Annotated in this window: 13 protein-coding genes; 5 read left to right on the top strand and 8 right to left on the bottom strand. The window is 42.2% G+C overall.

Features of this window, described 5'->3' with window-relative positions; genetic code table 11:
* Window positions 1-893 precede the first annotated feature (893 nt).
* Complete coding sequence (locus V7K40_RS06720; protein WP_273762052.1) at window positions 894-1,127, bottom strand: hypothetical protein; 234 nt, start codon at window positions 1,125-1,127, stop codon at window positions 894-896.
* A gap of 160 nt (window positions 1,128-1,287) precedes the next feature.
* Here V7K40_RS06720 and V7K40_RS06725 point away from each other — a divergent pair, with 160 nt between their 5' ends.
* Window positions 1,288-3,423, top strand: coding sequence for a flavin-dependent dehydrogenase (locus tag V7K40_RS06725; RefSeq protein WP_334957897.1), 2,136 nt, complete (start codon window positions 1,288-1,290; stop codon window positions 3,421-3,423).
* Between the two features lie 75 nt (window positions 3,424-3,498).
* On the opposite strand, the gene V7K40_RS06730 is transcribed toward V7K40_RS06725, so the two are convergent.
* Window positions 3,499-5,049, bottom strand: coding sequence for a hypothetical protein (locus tag V7K40_RS06730; protein ID WP_334957899.1), 1,551 nt, complete (start codon window positions 5,047-5,049; stop codon window positions 3,499-3,501).
* Between the two features lie 995 nt (window positions 5,050-6,044).
* Between V7K40_RS06730 and V7K40_RS06735 the strand changes: the two genes are divergently transcribed.
* The 3 genes from V7K40_RS06735 to V7K40_RS06745 all read left to right on the top strand — a co-directional run bounded on the left by V7K40_RS06735 (window position 6,045) and on the right by V7K40_RS06745 (window position 9,733).
* The gene (locus V7K40_RS06735; protein WP_334957901.1) at window positions 6,045-7,499 is read left to right on the top strand and encodes an aminotransferase class V-fold PLP-dependent enzyme; all 1,455 of its coding nucleotides are present in this window, start codon (window positions 6,045-6,047) and stop codon (window positions 7,497-7,499) included.
* A gap of 119 nt (window positions 7,500-7,618) precedes the next feature.
* Window positions 7,619-8,905 carry a sulfite oxidase gene (locus V7K40_RS06740; RefSeq protein WP_334957903.1) on the top strand — a complete coding sequence of 429 codons (1,287 nt, stop codon included), beginning with the start codon at window positions 7,619-7,621 and terminating at the stop codon, window positions 8,903-8,905.
* A gap of 36 nt (window positions 8,906-8,941) precedes the next feature.
* The gene (locus tag V7K40_RS06745; protein WP_334957905.1) at window positions 8,942-9,733 is read left to right on the top strand and encodes a sulfite exporter TauE/SafE family protein; all 792 of its coding nucleotides are present in this window, start codon (window positions 8,942-8,944) and stop codon (window positions 9,731-9,733) included.
* 536 nt (window positions 9,734-10,269) lie between these two features.
* Here the strand turns inward: V7K40_RS06745 and V7K40_RS06750 are convergent.
* The 6 genes from V7K40_RS06750 to V7K40_RS06775 all read right to left on the bottom strand — a co-directional run bounded on the left by V7K40_RS06750 (window position 10,270) and on the right by V7K40_RS06775 (window position 16,977).
* Complete coding sequence (locus tag V7K40_RS06750) at window positions 10,270-11,769, bottom strand: Ig-like domain-containing protein (protein ID WP_334957907.1); 1,500 nt, start codon at window positions 11,767-11,769, stop codon at window positions 10,270-10,272.
* Between the two features lie 39 nt (window positions 11,770-11,808).
* A complete protein-coding gene (locus V7K40_RS06755) occupies window positions 11,809-12,582 on the bottom strand; it encodes a TIGR03943 family protein (RefSeq protein WP_334957909.1) in 774 nt (257 codons plus the stop codon).
* 53 nt (window positions 12,583-12,635) lie between these two features.
* The gene (locus V7K40_RS06760) at window positions 12,636-13,691 is read right to left on the bottom strand and encodes a permease (RefSeq protein ID WP_334957911.1); all 1,056 of its coding nucleotides are present in this window, start codon (window positions 13,689-13,691) and stop codon (window positions 12,636-12,638) included.
* A gap of 1,222 nt (window positions 13,692-14,913) precedes the next feature.
* Window positions 14,914-15,981: a WD40 repeat domain-containing protein gene (locus V7K40_RS06765; protein WP_334957913.1), complete on the bottom strand. Its 1,068-nt coding sequence runs from the start codon at window positions 15,979-15,981 to the stop codon at window positions 14,914-14,916.
* 74 nt (window positions 15,982-16,055) lie between these two features.
* Window positions 16,056-16,349, bottom strand: a complete 294-nt coding sequence (locus V7K40_RS06770) for a hypothetical protein (protein ID WP_273762064.1) — start codon at window positions 16,347-16,349, stop codon at window positions 16,056-16,058.
* Between the two features lie 457 nt (window positions 16,350-16,806).
* Entirely contained in the window at window positions 16,807-16,977 is a 171-nt protein-coding gene (locus tag V7K40_RS06775; RefSeq protein ID WP_273762065.1) for a chlorophyll a/b-binding protein, read from the bottom strand.
* A 414-nt stretch (window positions 16,978-17,391) separates the two neighbouring features.
* Here V7K40_RS06775 and ald point away from each other — a divergent pair, with 414 nt between their 5' ends.
* The gene (gene ald / locus V7K40_RS06780; protein WP_334957915.1) at window positions 17,392-18,483 is read left to right on the top strand and encodes an alanine dehydrogenase; all 1,092 of its coding nucleotides are present in this window, start codon (window positions 17,392-17,394) and stop codon (window positions 18,481-18,483) included.
* Window positions 18,484-18,649 lie beyond the last annotated feature (166 nt).

Raw genomic sequence — 18,649 nt, forward strand, 5'->3', positions numbered from 1 at the left:
CACCTACTTATTTTTGTACGGTGGATAGTGCCTAACGTTGGCTCAAACCCTAATTTTTAGGTTGTCAGCAATGCCCACCTTACGGTTATTGAGAATAGTGCAAGATATAAGGAGCATCTGGCCCTTGGGTAAGCAATGGTTAAGGGACTTCCAAATAAAAAATAATCAATCGTTTTGGTAAGCAGGGGGATCAGGGGAAGCAGGGGGAGAAGAAATCGGATAGTTGTATTGGATTACATGGAATTGAGTAATTTAATTTTTAGAAGTCCCTAACGCTCTTTCATCACTCTCTCCAGAGAAAAAAACAATAATCCTTGCTGCACAAGACTTTCAGCTAAAATAGATAATTCTAGCCATAATGTTAGAAAATAAAGCTCAAAACCCAGTTTGTGTCTCTTGTTTAAAAGTTGGCTGAGATTTTTCTTTGACCAGAGTGATGGAAGAGCGCTAAATTAGTAGCTTTTATACCGTAAATGCAAAAATAGCAGGCCAATTGCCAATTCCATACAAATAATCATTCTCACTTTTACAGCCAAAGTGCGTAAGCGTAGCCCACCGCAGGCATCGCTCAACTGAGTTGTGTACCAAAAACATTTATTCCATTAAGGCGTCGAAGCGCCGATCAAAGAGCATGAGGATTGATCCAAAAAAAAGACCCCTGGTTTGCACCAGAGGTCTTTCCGTTTCAGAACGTTGTAAAATTCATTAGCAACGTAAAACGCTGATATGGTTAATTTAGTGGCTTCTGTGCCATGAATGCAAAAATAGCAACCCAATTGCCAATCCCATACTGACGATTACTGTTACTTCTACACCTAAAATGCGATCACCAATATTTAGGTGCAGACCTAGAAGGCCGATACTGCGACAAAAACTTCATCCTATGCAAGGTTTTAGGAGAACTTTTCCCAGGATTGGGCAACTAATTGGCTCAACCAGCGACGTTGTTGCTGATCCAGCAATGGATCATCTGCTAGTAACTGAGCGGTTAATTCTTCTAAAGATTGACCCTGAGCACGGACAATTTTAATTACTCCAGCGATCGCAGCGGCAACTAGTTCTTCATCAATCGGCTGTTGTCGCAAGGCAAAAATTTCCTGGGGACTATCTGGAATGGGATAATTCATGGCGTGGGTTTACAGAAATACAAAATGAACAATAAATTTGCCAAATTCTTAAAATTTCTTCACTGAATCTTTACGAAACTAATAGGGCGGAGTTTACCTTACTTTGTGCCCTCATAAAATCTGTCTTAGTAAGTAGATTGATCGGAGATGTCAGGAAACGATGAGAGAAATCCTTTATTTAGAAGTTCCAACTCCGGATATAGCAACTGTGCGTAGCTGGTTACAAACAGATTTTGAACCCGGAAATGGAGAAAAAGTGCTTACCTCAGAAGGCTTTCGCCTCAAAATCCCTACTGCAACTACAATTACTGGGGTGGCTGTTTCGGAAAACTTGCCTGCGGAACTTTCTGTATTTGTCTGGTCGGTGCAACGAACTACTTATATAAAAGTGTTTCGTTGGACAGAACAGCCTTTTCCCAAAGAGGGACAAATCCTGCAACGCCTGACCAAGGAAATCAGAAGCCGTTTTGGGCATCATTACCCAAAACCGCCAGCGATTGATTTATCACAGCAATCGATTTTTGCAGCGCTAGACTCTGTTTACCCCCTCACCGTCAAATATTTTCAGAAAATGCCCAACGGTGAATATGACTTAACTCGTGCCTATTGGTGGGAACAACGATGGCGCGAAGGAGTACGGAATCCGCAGCAGCCGCGTCAAGTGGTGTTTTCGCAGGGAAGCAGGGGAGCAGGGGAGCAGGGGAGCAGCGGGGAAATAACCAATGCCCCAATGCCCAATGCCCAGTACGACATCATCTACATCGGTGGCGCACTAGGCGCTATCCATGCAGCACTGATGGCAAAACTGGGATATAAAGTCCTGTTGGTGGAACGAATGCCCTTTGGGCGGATGAACCGAGAATGGAATATTTCTCGCGATGAGATTCAAAGCTTAGTTAACCTGGGTTTAGTCACCCCCACTGAGTTAGAAACCATCATTGCCAGGGAATACAAAGATGGATTCAATAAGTTTTTTGATGCTAATAATCCATCCAAACTGCGATCGCCTGTTCTGCACACCCCCACAGTCCTAAATTTAGGCTTAGATTCCGAAAAATGGCTCCAAATGTGTGGGCAAAAACTGCAAGCGGCAGGCGGTGATATCTGGGATGAAACAGAGTTTATCCGTGCAGATATTGATATATCACAAGTACTTTTGAAAGTCAAGCACTTACCCAGTCAGGTTGAAAAGCAAGTAAGTGGACGACTGTTAATAGATGCAATGGGAACTGCCTCCCCCATCGCTTGGCAATTAAATGGTGGTCGGGCTTTTGATAGTGTATGTCCGACAGTGGGAGCGGCAATTGAAAGCGGATTTGAGCCAGGAGTGTGGGATTCCCAATATGGGGACGTTCTTTATAGTCATGGGGATATTTCGCGGGGAAGGCAGTTGATTTGGGAATTGTTTCCTGGAGCAGGGGATGAACTGACGATTTATTTATTTCATTACCACGAAGTCAATGCTGAAAATCCCGGTTCTTTGCTGGAGATGTACGAGGACTTTTTCACGATTTTGCCAGAGTATCGCAGGTGCGATATGGATAAGTTGGTGTGGAAGAAGCCGACATTTGGGTATATACCGGGACATTTTAGTGTAGGGAGTAGCGATCGCACAGTTGCCTTTGATCGATTGATTGCGATCGGTGATGCGGCATCACTCCAGTCTCCCCTTGTCTTCACCGGTTTTGGTTCGCTAGTTCGCAACTTAGAGCGCTTAACAACGCTGTTGGATACTGCTCTCAAACATGACTTGTTAAGTTTCCAACACTTGAACCGAATTCGCGCTTATCAAAGCAACGTTTCAGTGACTTGGCTATTTTCCAAAGGCATGATGGTGCCCACAGGGAAATTTTTACCACCCCAACGGATCAACTCCATGCTCAATACCTTTTTTGGGCTGTTAGCAGACGAACCTTTAGAGGTGGCAGATAATTTCATTAAAGATAGGTGTGATTGGTTAACCTTTAACCGCCTAGCACTCAAAGCAGCGAGGACAAATCCTGCCTTGCTTTTATGGATCTGGGAACTTGCTGGCCCAAAGGATTTGCTCAGATGGCTTGGTAGTTATTTTAACTTCGGTCGTCATGCTCTGGTTAGTGCTTTGCTGAGTCCGTGGTTCGGGCGCTTCTTGAATCGGGTAGGTTTTTGGCTGGAACCTCGGAATCCGGGATTGTGGCTGTGGCTGTTGGCGATTAATTATGCGATCGCCACAGGCAAACCGCGATCGCCCAGTCAGGTAGCCAAAATTAGCCCAGAAGCCATAATTCCGAAGTCAGAAGCAAGGATTCTGAGTTAGTTATTAGGCATTGGGCATTAATCACTTAACTCCTAACTCCTGTATAGACGCGATTAATCGCGTCTATACTCCTGACTATTGACTCTTGGGGCGAAAATTTGGTAGTTCCACAGATGCCAATGACTTACGCCCCTTGGGTGGACGCTGGGGATAAACTACCGGTGAGGGTGAATTGGCATCATTGGTGTTATCACCTGATAAATCTGGGGACAAATCAGTTGCCGATAATTCCAACTGCGTCAATTGTGAAACTTCTGACCAGTAGTCTTCAGTTTCTCCACCAGGCGTCTCAGTATGAGGTTGAGCAGAGGAAACCAGTAAGTTTTTGGCTGGTGAAACCACAGAATCTATCGTCCCAGAAGTGGAGGTAGTTGCAGGAGGATTAATTTCTGCTTCCAACTGCTCCTTTCGTGGATTTTCTAGTTCTTCATCGTCTTCTAAGATTGTTGCTAAAGTCTCCCAGATCGGCGCATCACCCTGATTACTATCCACATGCGTTTTCGCAACAGGTGGTGGTGATGCAGATGCAGGCTGGGAGGTGAAAAACATTTGAATGAGACTATCTAATTGCTGATCTAAATTTGATGAACCCGAAGTTGAAACAGCTTCCGGTGTATCTGGGGAATCATCAATTTTTGGAGAGGGACTGGTTTGTGCTGGTGTTGGGGTATTTTGCTTAACTGACCAGTTCCAAAAAGATGGCGTCGGAGTCGGTTCATTTATTTGGAATGGGATTGGTGCTGACGGTTCGCCCCAAGAATTATCTAGATTCTCAGTCAAGGATTCTGGTTCTGCTGACCAAGGTTGAATTGGCTGGGCGTTAGGAAACAAAGACCGAGCTTTTCGAGAAAATCTTCCTTGTCCGCTAGTTATGTCTTTGGGATGTTTTGCTGTATCGTCTAAGGAGTCATAACTAGGAACTGATGTATCTAAACATTTTTCTAGAGCTGCTTTAAATTGCAGGGTCTGGCGTTGTTGACGCATCAATCTAGTACGTAACTCCCGACAAGCATTTTCTGATTGCAATAACTGCTGAGACTGTTCGCTGTTATTAGTGTGTAATAACGTACATTCTCGCTCTAACTGGGCAAGACGTTGTTGACTAATTTGTAGCTGTGCTTTATGAGTATCAATAAAAATTTCCTGGCGTTGAACAGTTTGTACAGCAGTTTCTAATTGTTGAAATAGGGACTTTATCTGTTCTTGAGCCGCGGCCAATTCTTGAGTATGTTGGTTGAGCATCGACTCAGTAACGCTAGAACGCGTTTTCTGCCACTGCAAAACCTTTTCTGACTCAGCTAGGTTGTCCTTTAGCTGCTCCACTTGTTCATACAAGTTATTGTTAGCCGCACGCAATTCTTCGTTCAATGCCAGCAGGTTCTGAAACTCGGAGTCAATAAGTACTTGCTTGCCGCTTTCCGGCTCTGCAACCCAGTCCTGCTGGGTAGTATCTTTTGAAAATTGTGTATCTTCAGCTGCCATGAGGAGTGGCAGTTTTTTAACTGCCATATTGTCATTAGGCACAACTGAATAAAAGGGACAACTCGCCTGCTCCGATTGTGGCGAATCAGCAGAATTTAAAGATTCCATCACAGCCGCCTTGTTTGAGGTGTCAGCTTCATTCATCACTCTTGACCCACCTGCTTAAAAATATTCAGCAGTGCTGGCATTAGCATTGCTTATCAACTGTGTCTAATCAGGGTTGCTCTAGAAGCTAAGTTTAACTCTCTCCAGCCACCAGCAATTAATCATCAATTGGTGTTCCCCATTTTGTATCTAGACTGATGCCGTTATAACACTATGATGCTCTTCCCCGTCAAGAACAGGCAGAAGAGGAACTTGGGCCGCCTTTGGGGATACGCAACAAAGAGGAGAAACCCGATACTTAAAAACTAAACTGTATTGGCTGACGAAGTTTTCTAGATAAAAAATACATTTATTAATACTTTATTCTCTATAATTGCATCTGTCTTAAGACATAAATAGAAATGTCTCCTTCAATACATTTTCATACTGACTTATTTATTACTCAGGATAGATGTCAGTATAAGCATTCACTATTCAATGAAATTCTGTAATTTTGGGCGATCGCTATTTAATGTCAGCAAACAACTGAGAGCTTCTGCCAGAAGTGCAATGTTAGTAAATTCTGACAAATACGAATAAATACGTATAAAAAGCAGTTTAAGAAGTAATAACTTCTATAAGTGGATTAATAAAAGTTTTTTAAAGAGCAATCTCAACTTAGTACGTGCCTTTTTCTAGGTAAATACAGTCAGAGTAAGCAATTCCAGGCTTAGTTAGTGAGAGGCTTTTTCTCTCAACTTGCCTTCAATGTGTCAAGTTTGTTTAATTACTACAAAAAAATTGTTTAAAGTATACTTGACTACTTATTAATATTATTTACGATGTATATTAAAACTTTCCATATAAAATTTAATTCAGTATTAATACGCATATGCTTTTTAATTAATTTATTAAAGAATAATTGGAATAACAAAGTTTTTTACTAGCAATAAAAACCATAATTACTGCCGATTGAGATAATTATTGCGTTGAATAAAGCTTTGTGGCAGTTAGGCTTGTCCAAAAAATCAAAATTTAAAATAGAGGTGCTAAAGATGACTGACGTACTTGCAATGGGCGCAAATATAAAGCAAGAAGGTGCCCAATTACCGCTGGTTGCAGAAAATTTTGACAGTTTTTGGGACAAAGAAATCAGACCGTTATTCACAGATGAGTCTCTGTCTTTCAGGGTGAAAACTCTTAACAGAAAGTATGTCAAGTACGTCAACTTGGATAATGGAGCTACAACCACTCCTTTTGCAACCCTGAAGCAGCATGTGGACGAAATGCTTGACACTTATGGCAGCGTGCATCGAGGTTCCGGGCAAAAGTCCATCATCACTACACGAGAATATGACGCCAGTCGGAATATTATTCGAGACTTTGTGGGGTCATCTTCAGACAACTATGTAATCTTTGCGAAGAATACAACAGAAGCAATTAATGGAGCCGCTACACTTTGGGCAAAAAAACCTGGGAAAATCTTAGTTTCTGATATTGAGCATTCATCCAACCTGCTGCCTTGGGTTACTAGAGACGAAGTTGTGCAGTACAGAACCCAGCCGGATGGAAGTGTAAGTGTCGCAGAAATTGAAGATATCTTCAAGGCACACCAAAATCTCCCCGAAGCCGAGCAAATTAAGTTAGTGACTATTACAGGTGCTTCGACAATTACAGGTTACAGACCCCCGATTTACGAAATTGCAGCTTTAGCACATCGGTATGGTGCTAAGATATTCGCTGACGTGTGTCAACTAATCCAGCATGAACGAGTAGATATGCGTGCAGATGATGACCCATGTCATTTAGATTTTGTGGCTTTTTCTGGACACAAGATGTATGCACCCTATGGAACCGGGGTTTTGCTGGGGCCAAAGGAATTTTTTGATAGTTCCTACCCTTATCAAATCGGGGGTGGAAACCTGCCTTATATCACCAGAAACCTAGAAATCAAGCGTTTTTATACAGAACGGGCCCATGACCCTGGAACACCAAATGCAATGGGTGCTATTGCCATTGGCAAGGCCATTCAAATTATTGAAGCACTTGGGCGGGATCGCATTGCTCAGTATGAACACTCTTTAGTTGAATTCACATTTACACGGCTTGGGCTGATTCCTGGCGTCAAAGTACATATCCCAGGAGACAATTTAGCCCATGTTATTCCCTTTGATATTGATGGGTTTGATGGACGCTTAGTAGCAGAGATTCTGGCACAAGAATACGGAATTGGGGTTCGGGCTGGGGCTTTCTGCACATACGAATACATTCGCAAACTCAAGAATATTTCAGACGAGCAAGACTGCAAGATTGCTCAGGAAGTAGACAGGGGAATTACGCGTAACATTCCTAGTATTATCCGAGCCAGCTTTGCTGTATATAATACATTAGAAGATTGTGATCGCTTTATTGATGCGATCGCTCAAATAGCTAAAAACGGATTTGCTCACTATTTGCCCAACTACACACAAGATGAAATCACTGGTGTTTGGACAGCGATAGACAGCTAGTCTTTTCAGGGCATGGAGCATTGGGCATTGGTTATTTCCCCCTGCTCCCTCTGCTCATTCATCAAGCCTTATTCTCTGTGTCTTGATTACGAATTACATAATTACAAGGGGGTAATAGCTTGAGCGATGAAAACCTCTTTGACCAGGAGGAGTATCTACAGGCACGGGTTGAGCAGTGCATCTGGCAAAAAAGTACAGATGCAGGTATTTCGCGCCAGCGCTTTCTGCAAATACTAGGCACTATGGTTGGTGCAACAGCCATCGGGGGGCTAGCTAAACCTGCACCTGCTCACAGTCAGGCAGCTGTTAAAATTAAAGGCAGTAAAATACTTAAGCCATTGCCACCTGGGTATATCTCTCATAGTAAAGGCACGTTAGAGATGAACTGGGAAGCGATGTATGGGCGTGGTTATTTAGTACCAAACGATTGGTTCTATGTTCATAACCGCAGTACACCTCCCCCGTTTGACCCTTCTACATGGCGTTTGCAAATTCATGGAACTGGCGTTTCTGCTCCCTGCAAGTTCACATACGATGAAATCATTGCTATGCCTTCCATCTCAGTCACTTGCGCCATTGAGTGTGCTGCTAATGGTCGGCGCTTCTTTGAAGAGGCTTACAACACACCACTCCCTGGAACCCGGTGGAGGCTTGGAGCTATTGGTGTGGCTGAGTGGACTGGTGTACCACTTGGCATATTATTAGAGCGAGCTGGCTTGAAATCCACAGCAAAAGACGTACTCGTTGAGGGCGCAGATGTGGATTCGCTGGACTCAAAGGGGACGAATAAATCCAAGTTCAACAATGTAGTTCCAATTGCCAAAGCACTAGCAGATAACTCGCTCCTTGTCTATGCAATGAACGGAGAACCATTACCTCCAGATCATGGTCAGCCATGCCGTGCCTTATTCCCTGGTTGGGGAGGAAACGCCAACGTTAAATGGATTGAGCGGATTGAGGTTTCCCAAACACCGATATATACCCAGTGGGTGACGGAACAAATGGTGCTGGTTGGTGCAGACTACCCAGCGATCGCTCCGTATAAAGGTAAGCTGATTACCTATCAAAATGTTAAGAGCGCTTTTGAGTTGGCTTGGCCCGCAACTCTTTCGGCTCGAACCCATTTACTGCGTGGACGTTCTTGGTCTGGTAAAGGAAAAATTGTCCGTGTGGAAGTCAGCCTAGATGGCGGTAGAACTTGGCAATTCGCACGACTGCGAGAACCAAATTTTCCATTTGCATGGGTACGGTGGGACATTGAATGGAACCCAACTCCTGGGGAATATTTTCTCCAAGCTCGTGCTACTGACAATTTAGGTAACATACAACCAAGTACAGTTCCGTGGAATGATTCTGGATTGCTCTATGGAGGCGTTGTTAGCCATCCGGTAACAGTACGAGGTTAATCACACCAAATCAGTTCTCTAAAAAAAGACCTATTTATGATTGATTATAGTTGGTTGATTTTGGTGACTGGGGGTCTAATATCTGGAGTCATAGCTGGGCTTTTAGGAATAGGTGGCGGTATTGTCACAATTCCTCTTTTAGTCACACTAGGTTATACTCCCGTTCAGGCGATCGCTACTAGTAGCCTTGCTATTGTGATTACTTCAATTTCTGGAAGTTTACAGAATTGGTGGATGGGCTACTTTGACTTTAAACGAGTAATTTACTTAGGAATTCCAGCTTTTCTAACTACTGGAATAGGTGTATATTTCGCCAATAAAATCCCATCCTATATAATACTCTTTACATTTGGCATTATACTACTTGCTAATATCTATTTAATTGAGCTTCGTAAACAACTGGCTTTCAAGGAGATAGAGAATACACCACCAGTATTTAACCCATTAGTTTCTAAAATTGGCACTGGGGGAGCAGCAGGAATTTTAGCAGGTTTATTTGGCTTAGGTGGCGGTACAATTATGGTGCCACTACAAATGTTACTACTAAAAGAAGAAATTAAAGTAGCAATTCAAACTAGTTTGGGTGTGATTGTCATCACTGCTTTAGCTGCCTGCACAGGACACGCATTAGAGGGAAATATTTTGTTTATTCAAGGTATAGTTTTGGGATGCGGTGGTCTTTTAGGCGTTCAAATGAGTACTCGCACATTGCCAAAACTACCAGATTCAACTGTAAGTTTAGTGCTTCGGATTTTCTTAGGAATACTATCAATTTATATTTTTTGGGAAGCTTGGACAAATTATCAACAAATAATTCCTAATTTGTAATTCCTAATTCGTAATTACAGCAGTTTTAATTTATTTTAACCACATACATTGTTGGGACACAGCAATGATCATACGTATCAACTTAGAGGTTATCTATAAAGTGAAAATAAAATTACTGTAATGTTTTAGGCGATTTTTCGAGGTGATTTGTCACGAAAAATATGACTCTTACGCTTAATACCAATTCTGTATGAAGATTCGCCATATATGAGGAAAGAACCGCAAAGAACGCAAAGAAAGAAAGAAATAAGAAGCTAAGAAAATTTGGCGCAGCCTTACAAAAAAATGGTATGATGCACGGCTTATAACATGATGCGTTAGGCTAAAGCCGTAACACACCCTAACTTTTAATTTACTTTATAAATAGTCTCTTAAGGTGAAAGCCATACAAAATCTACTTTCTATACCTCAAGGTTTTTTGTAGGGTGGGTTAAGCGTTAGCCGTAACCCACCACTCGAATACTAAAATTTAAGTAAAGCGGTGCGTTAGCCTTTGGCGTAATCCACCCTACCAAAACGAATTACGAATTATTCGGTCAAGGTAGCCATCGGGGATGAAATCCAGCTAAGGGGAGTTGTTCTGGTCTAATTTCCACAGTCGCAGCATCAGCGATGGGCAACAGAGGCATTAACCATAGGCTACTGGTAGCAATAACATCTCCATCATCAGTTTTCAAAGTGTTTGTGGGTAATGATGTTGTTGAGTTTGTCTGCGGTACTACTTGGTCAAATAACAAGCCCAAACCGTCGGCAGATAAACTCATTTGCACATTCCGTTGATCGGGAGGCAGTACTAGCAGTGGTTTCTGTTGCCCAGTTTTCAGATCAATTGCCACTACATAAGGCTGTTCTATGTATTGTTCCTTGGATACTAACTGTGTCAGCAAGCAGTAAAGAGTGGGTGAGGCGATGTCAAATTGGCAGCTGAGAATTGAGCCTGTTGTTTTTAATAGTTGTTTCTGCACACCTTGGTTTGTCACTAAAAACAAATCTCGTGTGTAATCTGTATTAAACTTTACCATCGCTGCTTGAGAGCCATCTTTGGAGAAAGCCTGTACCAAACCAAACTGCGGCAGAAAATCTAGGGGTTTACTGGCATCACCTTGCAGTGGTAGAATTGCTGCTCCCTGTCCTTGGGCAACTGCTACAGCTTTACTATCTGGCGTGATCATAAAGTCTCCCCCCGGTTGGCTTTTCAGACGTTTAGGGGTGGTTTTTTCTGCTGAACCGTCGCTGGTTGCTGGCATAAACCATAGTCCAAAGTCGCCGGGATTAGTTTTGTTTCCCCGTTGGATGACAATAGTTTGCCCATCAGGTGATAAGTCAAATTTTAGGTTTTGATAATCTTTACTATCTAAAGTTAGGTCAACTTTACCTCCTGGCTCTGCTTGTTGTCCAGATTTACCAGAAACGCCTGTTGTCACTGTGTACAGTTGAGCTGAAAGTAAGTCTTCGTTCTTAGCGGCACGAGCCGAAAATAAAATTTTCTCCCCATCTGGAAACGACTCAAAGTCCATTATTATCAAGTCTTTGGGGGTAAGTATCCTTTTTTGCTCTTGGGTTAAGTTGTAAAGAACTAATCGTCCTTGTTCTTCTTGATTGGTTCCTATGTAAAGAATGACGCGATCGCGTGTGCGGAAGCTACCAACAAAGGGCTGGATCACCCGATTTTTGCCTTCTTCCTCTGCAAACTTATCTTTCGCTCCCTGTAACTGCACTTTATAATTCGTGCCGTAGGGGGCTGGTGTCACGAGTGTATAAACCATCCGCCGCCCAGCCCAACTGAATTTACCTGCTAGGGGTGGCTCGATTTTCAAGTTATCCTCTACGCTTTTTATTTCCATTGGGCGGCTAAAGGTGAGGGTGAAGGAGTTATCTTCTGCCCCAATTTGTTGATTTTGCCAGGTAAAGTCCCGAACACGAGCAGTCACCACGTCACCTTGCAATATTATTAACCCAATCAGCACACTCAGCAGTAGCATCAGTCCGATCGCTATCCGATCCAGTGGTTCGATAAATGCTTTAGATTTAGTCATTTGTCGTTAAGCATTGGGCATTGGGCATTGGAGAAATAACTAATAACTATAAGGATTCTGTGGTTGAGGAATCTTTTTGAGAGAGGTAGCGGCAATGGTAAGTTGGCGTTTACCTGCCAGATTTTCTGTCAGCATTTGTCCTTCTACTTCCAGCCAAGTGTCAGGGGAGTAAGGTTCTTGATTGTTTGGCAGTTTAACGGGTAATCCCACAGGGTAAGCATCTGCTGCACAGCAAGTTAAGACAAATCGGGCTAAGAACAAATATTCTTTTCCTATATCTGGCGGATGGATGACAAATCCCTGCACCTTGACTTTTTGTCCTGTATATGTATCTGGCTCTGGATAGACATTGACAGTGCGTACCCAGTCTACAAGCGATCGCTCCTCTGGACGAACAGTAGCCCGAAAGGCTTGCGGTTTGACGCGTGTAGTTCCCAATAAATCAGCTGTCACACCCCTTTGGAGTGCTTTGTCACTAGCAAAAACTTGCGGTGTAAAGATGAAACCCAAAATCGCTGCAATTAATAACACAGAACTGCCCCAACCAGGGGGAAATAAACTAATATGCTGGGTATTTGGCATAACATCAGGGCGACGCCGCAGCCAAAGTTCCTGCATCTTGAAAAAACCAATAATGATCAAGCTGATACCAGTTACAACCACTAACCAAATGTAATTTGGATGAATCAATAGGTTCAGCTTGTTAGTTAGCCAATATCTCAACATCAAAATACCCCAAGCTGTAATTGCTAGGGCATCCAGCCAAAGGAGTAACAGATTTGAGATTTTAGATTTGGGATTTTTGCTAGCCATTAGTTATTGGGCATTGGTTATTAGCAGAGAATAAAAGATAGATGACTAATTTTTTAAAGAACATGCAAGTTCATGAAAAGAGTGAATACAAATGTTAATTGTGCCGCTAAAGCAAATAAGTAAAAAACAGTTTTGGGTTTAAAAATGGATAACATCAAACCAATGCCTTTGATGTCAATCATTGGGCCAAACACCAGAAATGCTAATAAAGAACCACTGCTAAAGGTTGAGGCAAAAGATAGGGCAAAGAAAGAATCGACTGTAGAACAAATTGACACCACTACTGCTAATATCAGCATGACCACAATCGAGCTAATAGGCCCAGCACCCAAACTGAGAATTAATTCCCGTGGGGCTAGCACTTGAATAGCAGCAGCGATCGCACTTCCTAAAATCATCACTCCGCCTAATTCCCGGAATTCTTGGATGCTATTATCTACCACTAGACGCAGTTTATCTGCAAGGGGTTTATTGGTATTAGAAATTGGGGTAGTCGCCTGTACCAAATTAGGATCTATCCGCAGAGGTACACCTGTTTTTCCTCCTAAGATATAAGTCCCGGATTGCAAGATATTTGGTATCGCTTCTTGCTGTTGTACTTGGTAACGTTTACCACGGCGTTTGGTTTCAGGCTGTGCGGGTGGATTAAACTTCATATACCGAGCGATCGCAGGTTGGACTATGGGATTTAAGTCCTTTTGAAAACTGAAAACAAAACCGATAATTGTGGCAATTGCTAGGGAAAATACGACTCGTAAAACGACTATTTCTGGCTGATCTCGAAATGCTGTCCAAGTTGCCCAAATTACAACTGGGTTAATTGTTGGTGCTGCTAGCAAAAAACCAATTGCCACTGGTGTGGGTACTCCCTGAATTAGAAACCGCCGCGCTACCGGTACATTCCCGCACTCACACACTGGAAATAAAAAGCCGATCATGCTGCCAACTAAAGCACCCAACAGGGGATTTTTGGGCATTTTTTCTACTAATTTGCGCTCATCAACAAAAAACAGCAGCAAACTGGAGAATAAAACCCCAAGAAGCAAAAAAGGCATCGCCTCGACTAGCAGACTTAGAAATATCGTAAAACCATTGTTCAGTTGATTCATGGGCGTCGCAGTCAAAAGCGATTTTGAGTTTTAGGGTTCTGCCTAGTCATTCTATCGAAATGGGGATCAAAAGCAGATCGGGAAAATTAAACATCATTTAAGTAGCAAGTTGTCCAATGTTTCGAGTAGCGCTTGAGCGCTACAAACCTTTGCTTCAGACGAAATAGTAAGTTTTACCTGAGTGCATTTTCTGACGATGACCATTTCTAAGATTGTCTAAGTTCAGAAATTGTTCCAATTGTAGAGGGCAAGTAGCTGCATAGATGATTTCAAATTACCTATGTTTATACTTACAGTAATATGCTAGATAAGATGTTAGCTCGGCTGTATTTTCATCAAGTATTCACAGTTCTTCAACATTTGGGGATCGCTCTTGGTTGCTACCATCATTGGTTTTGCCTAGTTCTGGAAAAATTTTATTTGAGCTTTGGTTGATTTTGTACTATAAAAACTCTAAAAAGGCAAGGCCAAAGTTTAGCAAACACGGTAAATGCTTGCAATACCTTGTCCTAAAGGACAAGGTATTGATAAATTTTTAAACTTTTATAGAAAAATGTAGACAATGTTTGACTTATATACTATAATAATGTAAAAAAAGGTTCTTTTGCTCTCATAGTTAGTACAGCAAAGCATCTCAGTACATGGCGCAACCTTGATTTTGCGTTGCATTTAACCCAGTGCAAAACTGCAAAATTATACCTTTCGGGACTTTTAAAACATCCTCTAAGATAGACAGAAGTCATTTAAGTCTGATTGTTGACATTGAATGAAGGAAATAGGCTTAAATGAGCTTCAAAATGTTCTTTTTTCGCCAATCCATAAGGTTCAAAAAAACCTAAGAGTTTAATATTCTTTTAACATTCAACACTTCTGGATTAGGACTTCTTCCTGAATGCTGGATACGGTGCGACCGGAAATATCTGGTAGTCAACGTAATCAACCTTGACAAGTGGAAATCTATCGATCATCTTTTGCAGATGGTTCTGTGACTTTGCTTCAAAGAGAACAACTGCACCCTTGTTTTTCGTGTCCAGCGGCCACACTTTACGCAGACATCCCTCCGTTTTCGGAGATATTTTACCACGCCTAAATCATGATTTTCTTTGGCAGCGAAGCACTCCTTGCTGCTTATCTATAGGTAGCTGGCGCAATTTCTCCAAGACTGCTTGCTCAATATTCATATCCCGACTTATTAAAAAAGTCGGGGTTCTAGTGTTCGCTATTAATTAGGTTTTCGTGGAGTTCCCCAAATCTTGATTTGTTGATCAAATCCACCACTGGCAAGAATTTTACCATTTGGACTAAAAGCGATCGCACTCACCCAGTCTGTATGTCCACTTAGTGTATTTAGTAACTCACCTGTAGTTAAATTCCATAATTTAATCCCATCTTTGCCGGCACTAGCAAGGGTTTGTCCATCGGGGTTAATGGCGATCGCATTCACCCAGTTATTATGTCCTGTAAGGGTGCGGACTAATTCTCCAGTATTAATATTCCACAGTTTGACTGTGCGATCGCGGCTTGCACTAACTAATGTTTCTCCATCTGGTGTAAAGATAACAGCGCTAACAGTATTAGAATGAGCTACAAATTCACTGATTAATTTACCAGTACTCAAATTCCACAGCTTGATTACACCCTTATTGTCACCACTAGCCAAAGTCTGCCCATCAGGACTAATGGCTAGGGTATAAATTAAATTATCAAAGCCTACTAGAGTCCCTAGAGGGCGCTGCTGTAGCAAATCCCATAGACGAATCCCATCCAAAGCTCCACTGACTAGAACTTTACTATCAGGAGACACCGCTAAAGATAATACGTTACTGGTATGTCCAACAAAAGAACGACTAAATTTTAAATTTCTTAGGTTCCAGAGGTTAATCGTATTGTCATCACTACAGCTAGCGAGGGTTTGCCCATCTGGCGAAATCACTAAAGATTCTACGGCTGTTTGGTGTGCTTTATTAATATCCGCCAATTTTTTGCCGTTTACTGGATTCCACAGGCGAATTACACCCTCATTTTCTGCACCTCCACTCACAAGAATTCTGCTATCTGGGCTGAAAGCTAGAGATTTAACAGTTCCTCTATGTCCTCTGAGTGTGTAAAGTAGTTGGGCATTAGCAAAGCTGCTGGTAGTTTGGGAATTTGGTGTTATTTCAATAGCAGCATGAGCTTGATGAATGTAAAACCCTTCCCAAGTAATCACTGGAAGGGCAACAGCTGCCATAAATGCCAGGATAATATATGGCCCCAGAAAATTACCCCCACCTCTTCCCTCACTACTCACTCTTTTTCCTCACTTTTATATATACGGTTAGCCAATCAATTTTGCAGAGTTATTAAGTAATAACTCTGCACTCCCTAAAGAGGTGGTTTTTTCTTAGAAACGCTTAACATTGGTAAAGGCGGACTAGAAGAACGAGAGGGCAAATAATGTTGCACTACAGGCTCCTCTGGTAGAGGACGGCGCTGCTGGAAACGCCACAACTTAAAGGCTAGCGCTATGCCTGTTGTTCCTAAACCAAAAGCGAACAACGACCAGCTATCATTCAATCCGCCAATCAGGGCATCCATAACGCCCATCGTCATTAATACACTGATTAGTGGCTCTTTTCGGTAGGTTAACTTTAAAAAACGAGGTAATACAGCATTCATCACAGCTTGATTGGTTCCAGTTCACCTTTCGTGTATATTTACCAAGAATACCTCACCCGTAATTTGCCTTTCTCATCCAAGGCAAACACTATATGATTTTCTTTAGTAGGGGAGGAAGTATACTCATTAATCGCCTTGCATATAATAGTAGACAATGGCAAAAATTTGCCTAACTTTAACAAGGGGATTTTGCCCCAAGTCTTGTTAATTAAGATGGGGGCTTGATTTCTGCCGTGCTGTAGTAATTGCAAGTCTATTGATATTTCAGTCACTAATAAATATTTCGATTCCTCTCTTGCTTACATTCTAGGGCAATAATTTAGGAATAAGTTTAATTAAACTATCTAGGGCGAAGTACTTCGCTTTCAATTGTTAAAGTCAAAACCAACTGCTTGTTCCAGCTGGTTGAAATTTTAACTACTAGCTTACAACTTCCACCTTGGGCTTGTTGGTGGCACTACTTCAGACCCAGCCATGATAGCACCCCTTGATTGGTGACATATTCAATCACCAGCATCAAAGCAAAGCCAATCATTGCGGCTCGACCATTCAAGCGTTCAGCATATTCGTTAAAGCCAAACTTCGGCTCCACTAGTTTAGGTGTAATCGTTGGTTGTGTTTGTGTCATTTTTAAGAAACCTTTTTTCGCCAAACGGGACTTGATATTAGACTTTACAGCAGTTCTAGGGGATAAGCGCTAAAGGTTAAAGAAATTGACCCGTTCTTTTCCTTTAACTTTTACCCTACTTCGGCAACTTATGATCTGGTTGCAGTGCTTGAATGCCTTGATGACTTGAGAAATTCAGCAAAAGCTTCCTAGTAGGCAGCTATACAATCACTGTTTTAATAAATTGTTATTATTCTTTATATATTGTATAAATACTGGAGCAATAGTCAAGGGTAAGAGTTTAGGGCTACTCAGATGAAATTGAGAAACTGAGTCCAGAGATTAGCTATCTCTAATACAGCTACTCGAATAGATCAGTAGCAAGCTTGAAATTAGCAGGCTAGAGTTAAACAAAAAAATTATCAGAGGCGGTATATGGAAATCGGCGTTCCCAAGGAAAATAAGGATCAAGAGTTTCGGGTAGGGTTAAGTCCTTCTAGTGTGCGGGTGCTGGGAGAAAATGGTCATAGCATCTTCGTCGAGACGCAAGCAGGTAATGGTGCTGGATTCTCAGATAACGACTACAGAAGTGCTGGAGCCGAGATTGTCCCCACATCAGAAACGGCTTGGAATCGGGAATTAGTTGTTAAAGTCAAAGAGCCGCTGACATCTGAGTATAAATTTTTGCAGAAAGGGCAGATATTATTTACTTATTTACATTTAGCAGCCGATCGCAAATTGACAGAGCATTTAATTGATTGTGGCACAAGTGCCATCGCCTACGAAACTGTAGAACAACCTGGTGCTAACAGACTTCCTTTGCTCACCCCCATGAGCGTTATTGCCGGTCGGCTAGCAGTACAATTTGGGGCCAGATTCCTAGAACGTCAGCAAGGTGGTAGAGGAGTGCTTTTGGGCGGTGTACCTGGAGTTAAACCAGGTAAAGTAGTAATTCTCGGTGGCGGCGTTGTCGGCACAGAAGCAGCTAAAATTGCTGTAGGCGTGGGTGCTAGCGTCCAGATTTTAGATGTAAGTGTCGAGCGCTTATCTTACCTAGAAACCCTCTTTGGCTCTAGAGTCGAATTGCTTTACAGCAACTCTGCTCATATTGAAGCCGCAGTCAAAGAAGCCGATTTGCTCATTGGTGCAGTTTTAGTACTAGGACGCAGGGCACCAATACTAGTATCCCGCGAATTGGTCAAACAAATGCATCCTGGTTCTGTAATAGTTGATGTAGCGGTTGACCAAGGCGGTTGCATAGAAACTTTACACCCTACATCCCACACAAATCCGGTATACCTTGAAGAAGGTGTGGTGCATTATGGCGTTCCCAATATGCCAGGAGCAGTACCTTGGACAGCAACTCAAGCACTCAATAATAGTACATTACCTTATGTCGTCCAGTTGGCGAATTTGGGAATTTTGGCACTGGAAGTTAACCCAGCATTGGCTAAGGGTGTGAATGTGCAGAATCACCGCTTAGTGCATCCTGCTGTACAACAGGTATTCCCAGACTTGGTAAATTAAGGTATGCAAGGATTAGGCGATCGCTTATTTTGATAGAGGTAGCGATCAGTAACTAGACTAATTTTCTTGCCAAATGCGCGGATGGGTAGGTGTACAAAATGGGAAGGGGTAAAAAAGACTGTACGCTCCATCTATACAAGACTTTGAGGGCAATAGTACTTTCAAC

Source organism: Nostoc sp. (assembly GCF_036917195.1).
Taxonomy (GTDB): domain Bacteria; phylum Cyanobacteriota; class Cyanobacteriia; order Cyanobacteriales; family Nostocaceae; genus Nostoc.